17 protein-coding genes and 1 pseudogene are annotated in these 17259 nt (G+C 63.0%); 11 read left to right on the plus strand and 7 right to left on the minus strand.

What is annotated here, in order from left to right:
• A complete protein-coding gene (locus LFT44_RS21255) occupies positions 1-1512 on the plus strand; it encodes an SCO6880 family protein (protein ID WP_236803078.1) in 1512 nt (503 codons plus the stop codon).
• Complete coding sequence (locus LFT44_RS21260; RefSeq protein WP_236803079.1) at positions 1512-2438, plus strand: hypothetical protein; 927 nt, start codon at positions 1512-1514, stop codon at positions 2436-2438. The genes LFT44_RS21255 and LFT44_RS21260 overlap by 1 nt, the downstream gene beginning before the upstream one ends.
• Positions 2439-2624: 186 nt before the next feature.
• On the opposite strand, the gene LFT44_RS21265 is transcribed toward LFT44_RS21260, so the two are convergent.
• Positions 2625-2975: a helix-turn-helix domain-containing protein gene (locus LFT44_RS21265; RefSeq protein WP_236803080.1), complete on the minus strand. Its 351-nt coding sequence runs from the start codon at positions 2973-2975 to the stop codon at positions 2625-2627.
• A gap of 4 nt (positions 2976-2979) precedes the next feature.
• Positions 2980-4071, minus strand: a complete 1092-nt coding sequence (locus LFT44_RS21270) for a tyrosine-type recombinase/integrase (RefSeq protein WP_236803081.1) — start codon at positions 4069-4071, stop codon at positions 2980-2982.
• Between the two features lie 194 nt (positions 4072-4265).
• On the opposite strand from LFT44_RS21270, the gene LFT44_RS21275 reads away from it, so the two are divergent.
• The 5 genes from LFT44_RS21275 (at position 4266) to LFT44_RS21295 (ending at position 9339) form a co-directional block, all read left to right on the plus strand.
• On the plus strand, positions 4266-6038 hold the full coding sequence (locus LFT44_RS21275; RefSeq protein WP_236803082.1) for a type IV secretory system conjugative DNA transfer family protein: 1773 nt from the start codon (positions 4266-4268) through the stop codon (positions 6036-6038).
• Complete coding sequence (locus tag LFT44_RS21280; RefSeq protein ID WP_236803083.1) at positions 6031-6453, plus strand: DUF4913 domain-containing protein; 423 nt, start codon at positions 6031-6033, stop codon at positions 6451-6453. The genes LFT44_RS21275 and LFT44_RS21280 overlap by 8 nt, the downstream gene beginning before the upstream one ends.
• Positions 6454-6784: 331 nt before the next feature.
• Entirely contained in the window at positions 6785-7672 is an 888-nt protein-coding gene (locus LFT44_RS21285) for a sce7726 family protein (protein WP_236803084.1), read from the plus strand.
• Positions 7673-7679: 7 nt separating this feature from the next.
• Positions 7680-8150, plus strand: a complete 471-nt coding sequence (locus LFT44_RS21290; RefSeq protein WP_236803085.1) for a sce7725 family protein — start codon at positions 7680-7682, stop codon at positions 8148-8150.
• 26 nt (positions 8151-8176) lie between these two features.
• Positions 8177-9339 (plus strand): IS3 family transposase gene (locus LFT44_RS21295; protein WP_236800145.1). Its coding sequence is split into 2 segments (ribosomal slippage): positions 8177-8455 and positions 8458-9339, totalling 1161 coding nucleotides; the frame shifts between segments, so codons are not numbered across the junction.
• Between the two features lie 225 nt (positions 9340-9564).
• Here LFT44_RS21295 and LFT44_RS21300 read toward each other — a convergent pair.
• A pseudogene (locus LFT44_RS21300) lies at positions 9565-9783 on the minus strand (response regulator); the annotation flags it as partial.
• Positions 9784-9939: 156 nt separating this feature from the next.
• Here LFT44_RS21300 and istA point away from each other — a divergent pair.
• The 4 genes from istA (at position 9940) to LFT44_RS21320 (ending at position 13403) form a co-directional block, all read left to right on the plus strand.
• Positions 9940-11616 (plus strand): IS21 family transposase, encoded by a 1677-nt coding sequence (gene istA / locus LFT44_RS21305; RefSeq protein WP_236803009.1) that lies wholly within the window; start codon positions 9940-9942, stop codon positions 11614-11616.
• The gene (gene istB, locus LFT44_RS21310) at positions 11613-12515 is read left to right on the plus strand and encodes an IS21-like element helper ATPase IstB (RefSeq protein ID WP_236803010.1); all 903 of its coding nucleotides are present in this window, start codon (positions 11613-11615) and stop codon (positions 12513-12515) included. Before istA ends, istB begins: the two co-directional genes overlap by 4 nt.
• A gap of 63 nt (positions 12516-12578) precedes the next feature.
• Positions 12579-12986 (plus strand): large conductance mechanosensitive channel protein MscL, encoded by a 408-nt coding sequence (mscL, locus tag LFT44_RS21315; protein ID WP_090584173.1) that lies wholly within the window; start codon positions 12579-12581, stop codon positions 12984-12986.
• Positions 12987-13181: 195 nt separating this feature from the next.
• Positions 13182-13403, plus strand: coding sequence for a hypothetical protein (locus tag LFT44_RS21320; RefSeq protein WP_056741113.1), 222 nt, complete (start codon positions 13182-13184; stop codon positions 13401-13403).
• Between the two features lie 712 nt (positions 13404-14115).
• Here LFT44_RS21320 and LFT44_RS21325 read toward each other — a convergent pair.
• From LFT44_RS21325 to LFT44_RS21340, 4 genes are all read right to left on the minus strand, one after another.
• Entirely contained in the window at positions 14116-14616 is a 501-nt protein-coding gene (locus tag LFT44_RS21325; RefSeq protein ID WP_236803087.1) for a tetratricopeptide repeat protein, read from the minus strand.
• A 110-nt stretch (positions 14617-14726) separates the two neighbouring features.
• Entirely contained in the window at positions 14727-15422 is a 696-nt protein-coding gene (locus LFT44_RS21330) for a potassium channel family protein (protein WP_236803088.1), read from the minus strand.
• Positions 15415-16845 (minus strand): TrkH family potassium uptake protein, encoded by a 1431-nt coding sequence (locus tag LFT44_RS21335; RefSeq protein WP_236803089.1) that lies wholly within the window; start codon positions 16843-16845, stop codon positions 15415-15417. Before LFT44_RS21335 ends, LFT44_RS21330 begins: the two co-directional genes overlap by 8 nt.
• Positions 16846-16877: 32 nt before the next feature.
• Positions 16878-17036 (minus strand): hypothetical protein, encoded by a 159-nt coding sequence (locus tag LFT44_RS21340; protein ID WP_236803090.1) that lies wholly within the window; start codon positions 17034-17036, stop codon positions 16878-16880.
• Positions 17037-17259 lie beyond the last annotated feature (223 nt).

Consider the following 17259-nt stretch of genomic DNA (forward strand, 5'->3'; position numbering starts at 1 on the left):
ATGGCAGCTATTGAGAACACCTATAGGGAACCGACCTACGGTAGCTGGCGGCGGCCGCGTAAGGCCGGCATCGGCACCCTCGGTGGGCTGGCAACAGCCGGTTTGTTTGTTGGCCTCATTATCACGGTGATCTGTCTCTTCGTCGGTGGCTGGTTCCCAGGCTTGGTCTCGCTGCTCATCCTTGGGGTGGCGCTGGCCGTCGTCTCGGTGACCGACAAGCACAACAAGTCCGTGGGGGAAAGGGCGTTCGCCCGGCTGGCGTTCCGCTCGGCGCGGCGCAGGAAGGCCAACATCTACCGCTCCGGCCCGTTGGGACTGACGCCCTGGGGCGAGTTCCAGCTGCCTGGAATCTCTGCCGGATCCAGGCTGTACGAGTTCAGCGACTCCTACGGCCGCCCGTTCGCCCTGATCCACCTTCCCGCCACCTCCCACTACACGGTGGTCTTCGGCACCCAGCCCGACGGGGCCTCCCTGGTCGATCCTGAACAGATTGATGCCTGGGTGGCTAACTGGGGCGGCTGGCTGGCCTCGTTGTCGAATGAACCTGCCGTGGTGGCTGCATCCGTCACGGTCGAAACCGCACCCGATTCCGGGGCGCGGCTGCGCCGGGAAGTTGAAGCGAACATCCATGACGATGCCCCTGCCATTGCCAAGGCCATGCTCCGGGAGGCGCTGGAGACCTACCCGCAGGGATCCGCCACGATCCGTGCCTGGGTTGCACTGACGTTCAGCGCCGCCGCCCGGGCCGGCGGCAAAAGGCGCACCGCAGAGGAGATCGCAAAGGATCTCGCATCGCGTCTTCCCAGCCTGACCGAGCGTTTGGAATCCACCGGCGCCGGCGCGTGCGCGCCGTTGAACGCCCAGGAACTATGTGAGGTCGTTCGGGTCGCATACGACCCTGCAGCGGCCCGGCTCATCGATGAAGCCCACTATCAGGGCACACCCGTTGATTTGGACTGGAGCGATGTCGGACCGTCCGCCCACCAATCCGACTGGGACGGCTACCGCCACGATTCCGGGCACTCTGTGTCCTGGACGATGACGGGCGCCCCGCGCGGACACATTCTGGCATCGGCGCTGGCCCGCCTGGTGGCCCCGCACGGGGAGATCGCCCGCAAGCGAGTCACCTTGCTGTACCGGCCGATCGAAGCCGGCCGCGCGGCCGCCATCGTGGAGTCGGACCAGACCAGCGCCCTGACCCGGGCCTCCTCGACCAACCGGCCCACCGCCCGCGCCCTGGTCGACGCCCGTGCGGCGCAGGCCACCGCAGCGGAGGAAGCCAAGGGTGCCGGGCTGGTCAATTTCGGCATGGTGGTCACGGCCACGGTGCTGTCCGCCCGTGACCTTGAGGACGCCGTGGCCGTCGTGGAGGGCAACCTCGGCCCGTCGGCACGTCTGCTGTTGCGCCGCGCCTATGGCTCACAGGATTCTGCCTTTGCCGCGTCCCTGCCACTGGGGCTGGTCCTGCCCAAGCACTTGAAGGTTCCCGAAGAGATCCGCGAGGCCATGTGATGTTCCCCAACTTGACCAAGCACCAGCGCACACCGGCCCCTGCCACGAAGCTCGCCGCCGCAGTGGCCCGCCGCCCGGGCCTGCGGGGCTGGCGCGGCCGCGGCCAGGGCGAAGCTGTGTACGTCACGGCAGCCGATGAATGGCGCGGAACCTCGGTCCAGGTCTGCGGTCTCTGGCCGTTCGTTGGCGGCTCCGGCACCCCGATCCTGGGAGTGCCGATCGGCGTTCACACCGACACCGGAGCGCCTTTCGGGGCAGATCCGATCAGCTGGTTCATGCACGGCATGATCAACAACCCCTCCATGTTTGTCCTCGGCCTGCCGCACTACGGCAAGTCCACGTTGGTCCGGCACATCGTCCTGGGCTTGGCAGGCCGGAGCATCAACCCGTTGATCCTTGGTGACCTGAAGCCGGACTATGTTGACCTGATCGAAGCCCTCGGCGGGCAGGTCATCAGTCTGGGCCCCGGGCGCGGGCACTTGAACGTCCTGGACCCCGGTGAAGCCACCGGTGCAGCTGTCAGGCTGCTCGCCTCGGCCGAGGAACACCGCGCCGCAGCTAACCGGACCCTGAACGATCCAGATGGTGACCAGGCTGCGGCCGCGCCGCTGTTCGCTGCCGCGGTGAAGGCGGAGAAGCTGGCCGAACAGCTGATGGCCGACTCGCACAACCGGCGCCTGAACATGATCACGGCGCTGATCACCATCGTGCGGAACGCCAAGCCCAGCGCCCACGAGGAATCCCTGATTGACCGGGCCCTGCACATCCTGGACGAGCGCCTGGACCGCGTGCCCCTGATCGGGGATCTGATCGAGGTCATCAAAGACGCCCCCGACGGCGGTAGACACCCCACGCCAAACAGTCTTTGCACGCGCCGGGGTGTTGTGGGCTGCCGGGATGGCAGCTGGCGCACAGGCCCTGGCTGAAGTAGCCGGTGCTGGTCCCGCATTTGGAGCACGAGGGCGGGATGAACGGGCCGCCCGGCAGGCAGTCATAGCAATAGTCCACCCGAGGGTGGGTCCACGCGACCCTGTTGGTCTGGCATCCAGAGCACATCGGTGGCGGCCGCAACGGCGCTGCCGGGCCCGGGGCAGGACTCACAACAGCCTTCCCTATAAGGGCGGCTCGGACCGTGGCTTGCCGAATCTTGGTGTGACGACCGGCGATGTCGCGCCATGGCCGGCGCCGTCGCCCTGGTCATCCCCGTTGGCAGTTCCTGCAACGCGGGGACGCCGTGCTGTGACCTTTTCCGGTTCGGGGCTCATGAGGTCCGTTGGGGCGCATTTCAGCACCGAGCAAAGCACGTCGAGCTCTTCGAGTTTCATCGTCGCGGGTGTTCCGGCCCACCACGAGGACATCTTCCCGGCGCTGATCTCCAGCCCGGCCTCGGCGAGCATCCGGCGCATCTGCGCTGATTTCCAGATTCCGCGTTCGGCGGCTCTGATCCGCAGGTTCCACTTCACGGCTTCATCCTTCCTTTTGTGTGGTCGTGAAGCGGGACTCGACCCGCTCGTTGGCGTTTATCCAGGCTTGCTCCACGTGTTCGCTGCGCACGTGGATGTAGCCCGAGGTAGTCGCGAGCCATTGATGCCCAAGCAGTTCCTGAAGTGCCTTGATGTCCATCCCGGCACCGTAGAGAGAGGAGGCACAGTAATGCCGCAGAACGTGTGGAGTCATTCGTCCCGACCATGCCGGCAACCACTGCTCGACCTGCAACCCGAGGCTGCGTCGCAGGGCGTTGCCACCAACCCGGCCACACCGTCCCAGCTCGTGGTCGAATCGCTCCGACGGGAGCAAAGGCGCATCGGGATCCGCCCAGTCCTCACCGTACTGGTGTCGGATGTCGCCCAGCCACCAGTCAATCAGCTCGGCCGCTCCGTTGATCGCCGGGACCAGGCGGGGCTTCGGACCACGGCCATGCGCTCCCTTTCCGAACCGGACATGGAGCTTGCCGAACCCACCCAGGTCCGGGCGCCAGTCACGGATATCGAGCATCACTGTCTCGTTGATTCTCAATCCCAGCCGACGCCACAACGAGGCAGCGAAGTAATCGCGCGCCGCCGGCAGATACTTGCGGGCCTGCGGGATCGAACGCCGCCAAGCAGTAAAGAACGCTTCGATCTCGGCGTCCGAGGGCGGAACTCTGACCTTGCCAAGCGATGCTCCGGATTGACGATTGAACTCGTCGATGGGCTGCTCAACCAACACCCCGGTCAGCCGGTGGACTCGACCCTGATAGCGGCTGATCATGAACTCGTAAAACAACGCCAGCGTCCCCGCCTTGCCGGCCCTGGTGCTCACACTACGACCCAGCCGCCTCTGCTCAGCCAGGAACCGGTCTGCGTCCTGACACGTGACCTCCCACAGCGGGCCCGTCACCGAGCGGGCGAACTCAATAATCGTCGCCCGGGTGCTGCGAATATGCGCATCGCTCAGACCAGCCGCTGCCATGGCCAGCGCATGCTGGTCGACGATCTCCTGCTCGAAGTCCTCGGCCTCCTGCGGGCTCCAGTACGCCGGATCCAGGCCGCCGCCACCGGGCAGCGCCACCAGAGCCATCAGCCACCAACTTCAGAAGGAGCGAGCATGCGTCGACATTACGCCCAAACCGTCACTCTCGTCGACGGTTCTTCGGTTCGAATCCTTGGTCACGCCGAAGCGACTCCACCTGCTCAAACGCGAATTCAAGCCCTAAGGCAGCCCAACGAACCTGAGCGAATAGAGATAATCCGGAGTGGGGACGGGGAGAACTGATGGGTGCACCAAGCAGCGGCAAGCGCTCCCGGATGGATGGCGAAACCATCCTGCTCTGGGTCTTCATCACCGTCGTGGTGCTCGGTGTCGGCTCGGTGGCCGGCGCCGTGCACTTGGGCTCGATATTGTCCGGTGATGGCCAGACACTGCCCGCCAACCCCTTTGAACTGGTCTTCGGCCTACTCTCGCAAAAGATCGCATGGCCTGCAGCCGCCACCTGGGTACTGATTGGCTTCGGCGTCCTCATCATCCTCGTGGCCGTTCTGGTGGTCCGTGTAGTGCTGCGCAAACGGTCCAAGCGTTCCCGCGTGGACGCCGCGGCCCAGCACATGGCCAAGGCTAAGGACCTGCGCGCCCTGAGCCTGCGCGGTGCCACGGCCACCGCCGAACGTCTTGGAGTGAAAGGCTCACCCGGCGTCCCGGTCGGCAAGACCGTCCTCGGCGGGCAGATGGTCTACGGATCCTGGGAAGACATGCACATCGACATCTGGGGACCCAGGACGGGCAAGACGACCTCCCGGGCGATCCCGGCAATCCTCGCCGCCCCGGGAGCAGCGTTGGTGACATCGAACAAGCGGGACATCGTTGATGGAACCCGCGACGTCCGGGCCGCCGAGGGCCCGGTCTGGGTCTTCGACCCGCAGTCCGTCGCACTCGAGGAACCTTCTTGGTGGTGGAACCCGCTGTCCTACGTCACTGATGAAGTGAAAGCGGCACGCCTGGCCGACCACTTCGCGGCCGGTTCCCGCGGCCCGGACGCCAAAACGGACGCTTACTTCGACCCCGCCGGCCAGGATCTCCTTGCCGGTCTCTTGCTCGCCGCGGCCCTCGACGGCCGCCCGATCACGCAGGTCCACACCTGGTTGACCCGTCCCGCTGACGACGAAGCGGTGGACATCCTTAAAGCCCACGGCTTCACCCAGACCTCCAACGCCGTCGGCGGCGTCATCAACGCACCCGAGAAACAGCGCGGCGGCGTGTACGGCACGGCGCTGCAGATGGCCTCCTGCCTCACAAACCGCCAAGTCGCCCGCTGGGTGACACCTCAAGGCGACGACGATCGTCGGCCCCAGTTCGATCCGGCAGCATTCGTCCGCTCCAAGGGCACGCTGTACAGCCTGTCCAAGGAAGGCAAAGGCACCGCCGGGCCACTGGTGACTGCGCTGACCGTGGCCACGGTCGAGGCCGCCGAAGAACTCGCCGTCCACTCGCCCGGTGGCCGGCTGGCCACACCCATGGTCGGTGTCCTGGACGAAGCAGCCAACGTCTGCCGGTGGCGTGAACTGCCGAACCTCTACAGCCACTACGGTTCCCGGGGCATCGTCCTGATGACCATCCTTCAGTCCTGGTCCCAAGGCGTGGAGGTGTGGGGCCGCGACGGGATGCGCAAGCTCTGGAGCGCCTCCAACATCAAGGTCTACGGCGGCGGTGTCGCCGAAGCCGAGTTCCTGAACGAGCTCGCACAGCTCGTAGGGGAGTACCGGTACTCCAACATGACCAGAAGCCGCTCTAAGCAGGGCACTTCCTACAGCCACGACGACGACCGCAAAGAACGCACCCTTGACGTGTCCGACCTGGCCGCCTTCCCTCGCGGCCGCGCCATCATGTTCGCCTCCGGTGCCCCTGCGGCGCTACTGGAGACAGTGCCGTGGATGAGCGGTCCGCAGGCCGATGCGGTACGGGCCTCCATCGCCGCACACGACCCCGCGAACAAGCCCACGGCCGCAACTGCCGGGAACCGGTGGATAGCCGCGGGTGCCTCTAATGAGTGAAGACCTGGGGGAGTGGGACGACGAGCTGGAGGACACAGCAGCAGCCACCGAGCCGGCCGAGGAGGACTCGGACGCCCCTGAGCTGTTCTACCCGAACGTCGCCGAATTCGTCAGCAACAAGCTGGCCACCAGCTACCGCCGGCAGCTCAACGTCCAAGGCGGTGTGACCTGGTGCCCGCAGTGGTGGAAGCACGCCGAAGCGATCAGCCGCCTCGAAGCGCTCTGGCGTGCCTGGGAGTTCCTGCGTCTGGACGGAACCACGGGCATGAGCGTGTGGTGGCGCGACCACGCAGACCACCACATGTCCGTACTGCTCTCAACAGACGGGCCGTTCAAGGGCTGCACCCCGGACGACGGCCACCGCGCCAAACTCGCCCCTCTGCCCTGCGAGGAGCCGCCCCCAGGACTGTTTTAACGGGTTCCGTTAGCCAACGCCCAAGGTGACCACGCGGCTGTCCATAGTTGGGGTCAATCCGGGTTATCCACGGCTGGAATCGGGAGCCACCGGGAAAGCTCCCTCAGCAGCAGTAGCGGTGGATAACCCATCAGGATTGTCCCCGGCTGTGGACAGCGAAGGCGCATCCATAGGAGTTGATCCAAAGTGCGAAAAGTCATGTTTCGGCAGCCACTCCAAAGATGGCGCAAGATCACCCTCCGCGCTGGGTGGGCAGGGAAACCGGGCAAGGATACGCGCGGTAGTCTGGACTGGATTCTCAGCGGTCGACCAAACAGCGGAAGGAGAAGAGGTGGACTACAACAAGAGTGAAGTCTCGGCCCTAAGCCGTCTCTTCTCGGCTACTGTGTTTCGGGATTTTGGGCGACACGGACGTTCCCTGCTCTTTTCACGGTTGGTGATGCAGTCCCAGATTGCTGTGGGTATGCCGATGCAGTCAACTGTCGGATCCGTGTTTGATGCGGCCTTCCGGGTCTTGAAGCAGTCAGGAATGCGTGACGAGTATGTGTACCGTAACGCCATCACGCAAAAGATTCTGCTTGGGCGACACTCACTGAACACTGCGACGATGCTCAGTGAAGTTCGCGCAGGACTTTGCAAGGCTGATGTTGTCGTCCTCAACGGGACAGCCACGGCATACGAGATCAAGTCCGAGCGGGACTCCCTCGCACGTCTGCAGAACCAGCTGAGAAACTACACCGGCGTTTTTGCCTCCGTCAACGTGGTCGTAAGTCCCTTACATGTTCGTGAGGTCCTAGCAGCAGTTCCCGAGGACATAGGCGTTCTATCACTTTCCCAGCGATTTACTTTGCAAACAGAGCAGGAGGCTCAGAATCGACCGGAGCGAACGTCTCCTCTCATGATTCTTGAGTTGCTCCGAGCGGATGAGGCTGTCTCGGTTCTAGATGCCTTGAATATCGAGTCACCGAAAGTGCCAAATACTCAATTACGATCTGAGCTGGGGAAAATTTTCGCATGCCTCGACCCGACAGTTGTGCATGATCAGATGGTAAAGACACTTCGCAGTAGCCGATCTCAGGCTGCCCTATCAGATTTCGTTGAATCGATCCCGTCGTCCCTCAAGGGCGTGTCGCTTGCCAAGAAAGTTGATGCAAGAGGCAGGATGCGCATCAAAGAAGCTATTGAAACGCCGCTAGTTGAGGCACTCTCTTGGAAATGAGTCATGCATGTACCACCCGTACTTTCGCGGCAAGCAGTTTGAGCTAATCGCTATCCGTGAGTCGGCAGATCTGATCGCCTCATCAAGCTTTATTCCGATCATCGAACCCGTTCGAGAGTCATTAGGTGGCCTTGAAAAGGCCCTCAGGTCGATAAGCGACGCGGGGGCGCAGGCCATTGTCGTCGTTAACCCTCGACATGGCGACCACAAGGAGAACGGCGAAAGTATTGCGGCTCTTCTTGATCGGGAGTATCGGGAGAACGACGCCATACAGGCAGGAATCCTCCTCACCAGCGAGACTTCTACAGAGGCAGCAATGGCTCATCTCGCTCTGCACCCCGCACAAGGGACGGCCCTCGTACATGCTGGGTACACTGAGCCGCGCGCTCTGGCAGATCAACTAGCAGAGCAACTTCCGGACAAGGTGGAGGCTGGGACTGCTGAAGGTTTGATTGACACTTTGCCTGTGAGGATTTGATCCTCGCGGGTGGAAGGATGTTCATCATGCCCAAAGCCTTTCCCGAAGAGTTCCGCCGCGATGTCGTCGCGGTTGCCCGCAAGGGCGAAGCACCCATCACCCAGATCGCCAAGGACTTCGGTGTCTCGCCCGCTGCCCTGCACCGCTGGATGAAGATCGCCGATAGAGAAGATGGCGTGAAGTCCGGGGCGGTGTCCGATGACGCCGCGAAGCTGCGGGAGGCCAACAAACGCATCCGGCTCCTGGAACAGGAAGCCGAAGTCATGCGCCGTGCCGTGGCCTATCTGTCCCGGGACATCAATCCAAAAAAATGATGTACCCGCTGGTCCGCGAGCTGGCTGCCAGGGACGCCCCGATCAGGGTTCCCGTGGCAGTGTCCTGCCGGGTACTGAATTTCTCCAGACAGGCCTACTACCAGTGGGCCGCCAATCCCGTCCCCGCCCGGGACTGGGAAGAAGCCCACTTGATCAACGCGGCCATCGACCACCACCGCGACGATCCTGCCTTCGGATACCGGTTCATCGCCGATGAGATCAACGCCGGTCCCGGCCCGGCCGCCAGCGAACGCCGGATCTGGCGGTTGTGCTCGGAGAACGGCATCCTCTCGGTGATCCACCGGCGGCGCCGCTCAGGGCTCAAGGCCGGCCCTCCGGTCCACGATGACCTCGTCGAACGGGACTTCAGCGCCACGGCACCGAACCGGAAATGGCTCACGGACATCACCGAGCACCACACCGGGGAGGGCAAGCTGTACCTGTGCGCGATCAAGGACCTTCACTCAAACCGGATCGTCGGATACTCGATGGACGGGCGGATGAAAGCGTCCCTGGCCGTCGCCGCCCTGGACCACGCCGTGGCCCTCAGGAAACCGGCGGGCACGGTGGTCCACTCGGACAGAGGGTCCCAGTTCAGATCCAGAAAGTTCGTCCTGGCCCTGAACACCTATGGGCTGAGCGGATCGATGGGCCGGGTCGGGGCCTGCGGTGACAACGCGGCGATGGAATCGTTCTTCTCCCTGCTTCAAAAGAACGTCCTGAACCGGAAACGATGGGAGACCCGGGCCGAGCTCCGGCTGGCCATCACGACCTGGATCGAGCGCAGCTACCACCGCAAACGCCGTCAACGCGCCCTCGGGCGGCTGACACCCATCGAGTTTGAGACAATAAAAAACGCGGCCTCAGCCGCGTAAGAAATTATCAACCACAGCTGTCAACTAAACCTTCAGCAGTCCCTAAGGAACCAACCAGGGTGAACGCCTCGCTCTGATCACCACTCGAACGGTGTGAACCAGGTTCAAGGGGTTACGCATCGTGGCTGGTCAGTGACACGAAGGGATACTTTGCCCCCGGATCGTGTTCAGCCGGTACGGGGATTTGAGTAAGGAGGGCGCGGCGTCAACGCCGTGGTTTCTTTATTACGTTGCGGCTTCCGGAGCCGGTGAACCTGCCTGAAGGCGGCTCAGACTGAGGGCAGTTTCCCTCAGCCGGCTTGGGCGGAAGGGTTTGGTGAGGTAGGCGGCGGCTCCGGCCGCCAGCCCTGAAAGGATGTCGTCTTCCCCTGCTCTGGCTGTGAGGAACAGTAGTGGTGCCGAACTCAGGGCCCGCAACGCTTGCGCGACGTCGTGTCCGTCGTTGTCCGGTAAGTGGCTGTGACAGGTTTATATGGCCCCGGCAGGACGGTTATTTCTGGCCCCACTTCATGACTCGCCGGGCACCTGTGGCGGTTATTTGTGGCCCCACCTTCAACGTTGGATTCATCACTGGATGGATGCGGCGGAAGGCTGGTCTGGATGGAGTCGAGAGTGGAGTTGTTCGCGCGGATTCGAAGGGACGCCCGGGTTGAGGGCCTGTCGGTTCGTGCGTTGGCGGTCCGGTACGGGGTTCACAGGCGAACGGTAAGGCAGGCGCTGGATTCGGCTGCCCCTCCGGAGCGTAAACAGAGGCAAGGCGTGTCCTGGAGGCTGGAGCCTTTTAAGGGCGCGATCGATGCGATGCTGATCGAGGACACGACGGCGCCGCGGAAGCAGCGCCATACTGCACGCAGGATTTTGGCCCGGCTCATTGAAGAGCACGGTGCGCAGGAGCTGTCGTATTCGACGGTGCGTGATTACGTAAGGGTCCGTCGGGCCCAGATTGATGTGGAGGCTGGCCGCCGGGTTGAGGTGTTCGTTCCTCAGGAACACGCTCCGGGTGCTGAGGCTGAGGTGGACTTCGGCGAGGTCTATGTCGTGCTGAACGGGGTGAAGACGAAGTGTCACCTGTTCATTTTCCGGTTATCGCATTCGGGCAGGGCCATCCATCGGATCTACCCGACCCAGGCCCAGGAGGCCTTCCTTGAAGGGCACATCGAGGCCTTCAAGGTTCTGGGCGGCATCCCGACTAAACACATCCGCTATGACAATCTCAGCAGTGCTGTCACCGCTGTGGTGTTCGGTCAGGGCCGGCAGCGCCGGGAGAACGACAGATGGGTGTTGTTCCGTTCGTTCTACGGCTTCGATCCCTTCTATTGCCAGCCTGGTATCGCCGGGGCCCACGAAAAGGGCGGGGTTGAGGGTGAGGTGGGCTGGTTCCGCCGCAACCGGCTTTCACCGATGCCGGTTGCTGACTCCCTGGACGAGCTCAACGACCGGATACGGGCGTGGGAGGCCCAGGACGAGGACAGGAGGATCAATGACAGGATCCGCACGATAGGCCAGGACTTCGAGATCGAACGGCCGTTCCTGGCCCCCTTGCCGCCTGAGGAATTCGATCCGGGTCTGGCGCTGAACCCGAGGGTCGACAGGTCCTCGATGGTCACCGTCCGGATGGTGAAGTATTCCGTCCCGGCCCGGTTCATCGGCCGGAGGGTCCGGGTGTCATTGCGGGCGTCCGAGGTCGTGGTGTTCGATGGCCGCACCGTGGTCGCCAGGCATCAGCGGCTCGCCGCCCGGTCCGGGCAGTCGGTCCAGCTGGACCACTATCTCGAGGTCCTCAAAACCAAGCCCGGCGCCCTTCCAGGCTCCACCGCTTTGGCCCGGGCGCGAGAGTCCGGGACGTTCAGCAGCGCGCACGAGGCATTCTGGGCCGCCTCCCGCCGGGTCAACGGCGACGCCGACGGGACCCGTGAACTCATCGACGTCCTGCTCCTCCACCGGTCCATGGACGCCTGCGACATCCACGCAGGCATCACCGCGGCCCTCGTAGTGGGCGCGGTCAGCGCCGACGTCGTCGCGGTCGAAGCCCGCAGACACGCCACGACATCTTGCCGGGGTGGGGCCAGTTCGGACCGTCATCCCGGTGTTCATGCTGAAGAGAAGGTGCAACGGGTTGTCAGTCTCACCCAGCGCCGCCTCATGGACCCCGTCGCCGTCATCGCCGGGCTGCCACCTGATAGCCGGCCCCTGCCATCGGTCCGCGCCTATGACGAGCTGCTGGCCAAACGTTCGGAACACCCCGCAGGAACCGCGTCAAAGGAGAACATCTCATGAGCCCCACCGCACCGGCGACCACCATCACCCCGGCCCTGCGCCGGCGGCGAGGCCTGACCGAACAGGCAGCGGTTGCCGCCGTGGACCAGGCCTGCCGCCGGCTGCGCCTGCCCACCATCCGGGCAGTCCTCGATGAAGCCCTCGCCGTCGCGGGGAAGGAACAACTCTCCTACCAAGGCTTCCTGGCCGAGCTGCTGCTGGCCGAGTGCGACGACAGGGACCGGCGCTCCTCGATCCGCCGTGTGAAAGCCGCAAACTTTCCCCGGGACAAGTGGCTCGGGGACTTTGACTTCGACGCGAACCCGAACATCAACCCCGCCACCATCCACACCCTGGCCACCGGGGAATGGATCCGCAAAGGACAACCCCTCTGCCTGATTGGGGACTCCGGGACCGGCAAATCCCACCTGCTCATCGGACTCGGCACCGCCGCCGCAGAGAAGGGCTACCGAGTAAAATACACCCTCGCCACCCGGCTCGTAAACGAACTTGTCGAAGCCGCCGACGAGAAGGTCCTGGCCAAGACCATCGCCCGGTACGGCCGGGTGGACCTGCTCTGCATCGACGAGCTTGGTTACATGGAACTGGACCGGCGGGGCGCCGAACTACTGTTCCAGGTCCTCACCGAACGCGAGGAAAAGAATTCCATCGCGATCGCCTCGAACGAGTCATTCTCCGGCTGGACCAAAACCTTCACCGACCCGCGCCTCTGTGCAGCCATCGTGGACCGCCTCACCTTCAAGGGCACCATCATCGAAACCGGCACCGACTCCTATCGCCTGGCCCATGGCATCGCGCGTAAAAGTTCGGAACAGGCGAACAACCCCGCTGCAGGAACCCAAGGTCCCCGCAGAGGTGAATCCGACCTCATGCCACGGGCGCCTGCAGGCACTGGATAACTCACCACGAAACTTTCCCCAAAAGTATCCGATACGGCGTCCGCGTGGGGTAGTTTGATCGCTATGTTGACCGGATTCAAGAATTTCATCATGAAGGGCAACGTCGTAGACCTTGCCGTCGCCGTCGTGATTGGTGCCGCCTTTGGTGCCGTAGTCACGGCCCTAGTCCAAAGCGTTCTCATGCCGTTCATCGCGGCCTTGGTCGGATCTCCGAACTTCGATAGCTTCGCCGTCGTGACCCTCAACGGAAACGACATTAAATTCGGTGTCCTGCTCACAGCAATTGTTAACTTCGTGCTCGTGGCGGCAGCCATTTACTTCGTCATCGTCGTGCCCATGAACCACATGATCGAGCGCCGCAACCGGCGCCTCGGCATCAACCCGGACGTCAAGGAAGAAGCGGCCGAAGACCCCCAGATTGCCCTGCTCACGGAAATCCGGGATTCCCTCCGGCAAGACCGCAGGGCCTAATCAAGTCGGCGGACCCAAACCCACCAAAATCCGCTTTCAGGGCTAAACCGCCGCCCAATCGCTTCGGCACGCTTACGTTCCGCAGAGCGATGCTCCGATAGCGTGTCTCTCAGCGGCGCAGGGATAAATCCCGGCGTTCGTGCAGCCGCAGGCTGGCTGTGCTTGTTTTCCGTCATCGATGAAAGGACATGAAAAGTGGCTGTTTCGATTGAATTGGGCAAGGCATTGGACAAGGGCTACGAGAACTCGACTCTGGACGAGGTCCTTTCGGCCCCGCCCTCGGCTCTTGCCGGACTGACCGAAAAGCACGACGAACTGCTTGCCGGTATGGGAATCAAAACCATCCGCGATCTGGGAAGCAATAAATACTTCGCTACGGCAGGGGTACTGGTCGCACTCTCCGGCAAGGTCGGGTAGTGGGTCTGGACTGTTAGCGCGTCTCACTGAAAAGGTCCGGCCCGGCGCACGCCAGGTCGGACCTTTTCCATTCCAGAATGGATTTCTCCCACTCAAGAGATCTGACATGCTAGCAACGACGGCGCCCCGACTCCATACCCCCGACCGGCATCTGCCGTTCCCACGGGCGATACAGGAACCCTTAGCCAACCGGTGCGAAAACCGTCCCGCGAGCCCGAGACCCACAACAACGTTCCGTGAACCTGGGGCCACTTTCAATCGCCCCTCTGGGGCCAAAAATACTTGACACAATCAGGTAAGCCCAAGTCGAGGGTGATCAGCGACAACGCGGGGCCCGCGGCAGCGCACGCGGCTATGCCCTCAGCCCCGCTCCCGGCAGTCAGCACTGCGAAGCCGGCGCCGGCCAGCACGGCTGTGATCAGTCCACGGATGTCGGGGTCATCCTCGATGACCAAGCAGACGCGCTCTTCTTCCACAAAGCCCCCTGGCTCCCTTTAGTTGTGGCAAGCTTACGGCCGGCAGGACAGCCGCCGCGGAAACAGTCGCCACATCTTCCATGAGTTCCCGGTCATGTGCGGCCTTGGAAGGAAGCTCCCCGCTTGGCATGGGAGGTGGAGAAAGCCCACCGATTGGGGGAACGGCGGGCTTTCAGTTGCTGACGCTACACGCCTCAAATTTAGTCAGCGACTGGATCATTCCGGCCAGGAAAGGGCTAGGTAGTGAGAGTGGACCATGCTGTCTTTGAGTGCACTTGTTGGGATCGTCGCATGGCTTGTCTGGATCTCTCCGCGAGCTGGTGCTCGCCGGAGACCCGGTAAAGATCTGACGCCCACTGAAATTCGGCCACAGCGTCCCGGTAGCGGGCTTCGTCAAAGAGCCGCCGCCCGATGTGGTGTCGTACGTTGGCTTCTTCCACCCTGGTGGAGGCCAGCTGCAGTGCTTCCTCCTGCAGCTGTGCGGCTTCGTACCAGCGGTACTGCCGCTGGAAGACCTGGGCGAGGACCAGCACCAAATCGCTCCGGTCCGGGAAACCAGGCAGCAGCCGGAAGCCTTCTCGGAGAGCCTCGCTCTCGCGGTTGAGCAGCGCCAGGAACCGGACACGATCCAAGGGCGGGCAGCCGTTTGCGAGGGCGTTCTCGAGCGCCGTGCGGTCAACTGCCACGTCGCGGAGCGTGGCAGGGTCAGTACGCCAGAACCCTGAACTATCGTTCACCGTTGCGTGCCCTCCGTAGAACTCGTCACGGAACCAGCAATTAACAGTACGACCTCGACGGTCGACCGTAATTCCTCATGCTCTCATGACGCCCCGGAGGAGGATCAGTGTCAGGGGAGGGTGCTGAATTTTTCGGCGTCGGTTTTGCTGCCTTGGACGATGATTTGGTCATCGTTGTAGAGGACGGTTTGGGCTGTGGTGTGGCCCCAGGTCCCGCCGAGGCGTTTGAACGCGACGATGGTGATGCCGTACTTGTCCCGAAGCCCGAGGATTCCCAGGGGCCTGTCCTGCGCCTCGGCCGGGGGAGTGGTGCGGACCATGACGAAGTCGTCTTCGAACTCGACGTAGTCAAGGATCCCGCCGCGGACCAGGTGCGCGACGCGTTTGCCCATGTCGTGTTCGGGCCTGATGACATGGTCCACGCCGAGCTGGCCGAGGATTTCGGCATGTGGTTCGGAGATGGCTTTGGCCCAGATCTGTGGGCCTTGGAATTTCAGGAGCCGGGAGGTGGTGAGGATGCTGGCCTCGATGTCGGTGCCGATGCCCACCACGGCGCGGTCGAACTCGTGGACGGAGAGTTGCCGGAGGACTTCTTCCTGGGTGGAATCGGCCCTCACGACGTGGGTGAGGCGGCCGTTGAAGGACTGGACGATGCTCTCGTCCGCGTCGATTCCCAACACCTCGGTTCCTTGGGCTTCCAGCTCCAGTGCCAGGGACCCGCCGAAGCGGCCCAGCCCGATCACGGCGACCGAATCTGCTTTGGCGAGCCGTTCGGGGGCGCGGGAGAAGATGATTTTTCTAGCCAATGAGGGGCCTTTCCTTGGGGTATTCGTAAAGAACCGGGCGGGTACGGACCGCGAGGGCCACGCCGAGGGTGACGGGGCCGAGCCGGCCGATGAACATCAGCAGGATCAGCACGATCTGTCCCGCTGGGGGCATGCCCGCGGTGATGCCGGTGGACAGGCCGACGGTCGCGAAAGCGGAGATGACTTCGAACAGGATCTTTTCCTGTCCGAAGTCTGTGATCAGCATCAGGAACATCGTGGAGCTCACGATCAGGGCCAGGGCGAGCAGGACGACCGTGATGGCCTGGCGGTGGACGGCGCGGGAGAGGCGTTTGCCGAAAATGTTTACGGCGGTGTCGCCGCGCAGTTCAGTAGTGAGTATGAAGAGCAGAACAGCGAACGTGGTGATTTTCAGGCCACCAGCGGTGCCTGCGGGCCCGCCGCCGATGAGCATGAGGATGTCCATCCCCAGCCAGGACACGGGGTGCATCTGGCCAATGTCGATACTGTTGAACCCGGCCGTGCGGGTAATGACCGATTGGAAGAACCCCGCCAGAACGCGCTCGGCCGGGTGAAGGGCTCCCAAGGTAGCGGGGTTGGCCCATTCAACGGCTGTCAGGAACACTGTTCCGCTGGTCAAGAGGAAGGCAGTGCCGGCCAGGACGAGTTTGGTGTTCATGCTCCAGTGCACAGGGGTACGGTAACGGCGGCGCAGCTCGAACAGCACGGGAAAGCCCAAGCCGCCGATGATGACCGCGAACGCGATCGGCAGGCAGATCCAGGGGTCCCCGGCGAAGCCGATGAGATTGTCCGAATACAGGGCGAAACCTGCGTTATTGAACGAGGACACGGAGTGGAAGAACCCATGCCAGAGAGCTTTCCCCAAGGGGTAGTCGTAGCCGGCCATGAAGCGGACGGTGAGGATCGCGGTGAGCAGGAGTTCCACTATTGCTGTAATCGTCAGGACGCCGAGCAGAACTCTTGTGATGTCGCCGAAACCGGTGCTTTTGGTTTCGGTCGCTGTCGTCATACGGGAGCGCAGCCCCAACCGGCGGGCCATCAGGACACCCAATAGCGTGCCGAAGGACATCACACCGAACCCACCTATCTGAATCAATGCCAGGATCACGACGTGCCCAAACCCGGACCAGAACACAAGTGTGTCAACGGTGATCAGCCCCGTCACGCACACCGACGAGGTCGCAGTGAACAATGCCTCCAGAATCCCCGCACCACCGGGGCCCTCTTTCGCCACCGGGAGCATCAGCAGACCAGTCCCGGCAGCCACTGCAGCCGCGAAGCCCAACACGATGACCTGCGCCGGATGCTTGGGGGAGAGGCCCTGCGCTGCATCGTTCGCTACCGACGACAAAGTTCGCAGTGTTACTGAAACGATCCCGGACAGAGCGGAAATTCTTCGCCTCACAGCGGGCACGAAACGCATAGCGGTCACGCTACCACCGGCCACAGGTCAGTTCAGGACAGGCATCCTTGAAAGCCGTACTCGGGGCTGCGCAGCATCGCCCCGATGCGGGCCCGGCTCATGCTGCCGAAGGGTTTGCCCAAATAGTCGTCAGCACCGGCAGCGAGGCCCACGAGAACGTCCTCCACAGACGCAAGTTTGGTGATTACCATCAGGTACGCATCGCTGAAAGTACACGGATCCGTCGTGCAGCTTCAATGCCATCGAAGCCGGGCAGATCGAGGTCGAAAAGGCGCCTTCTGTTCTCACCACGGCTGTGCGGGAATGGGGAAAGTGAAGGAGTTACCTGGACTGTCGTTGCCCACACTGCACGCCGGTACGTAACGGCTTGCTGAATAAAGGTAAGGACAAGCAGACACACAGCTGGCGGTACTG

The organism is Arthrobacter sp. FW306-05-C (assembly GCF_021801725.1).
In the GTDB taxonomy this organism is placed as follows: Bacteria; Actinomycetota; Actinomycetes; order Actinomycetales; family Micrococcaceae; genus Arthrobacter.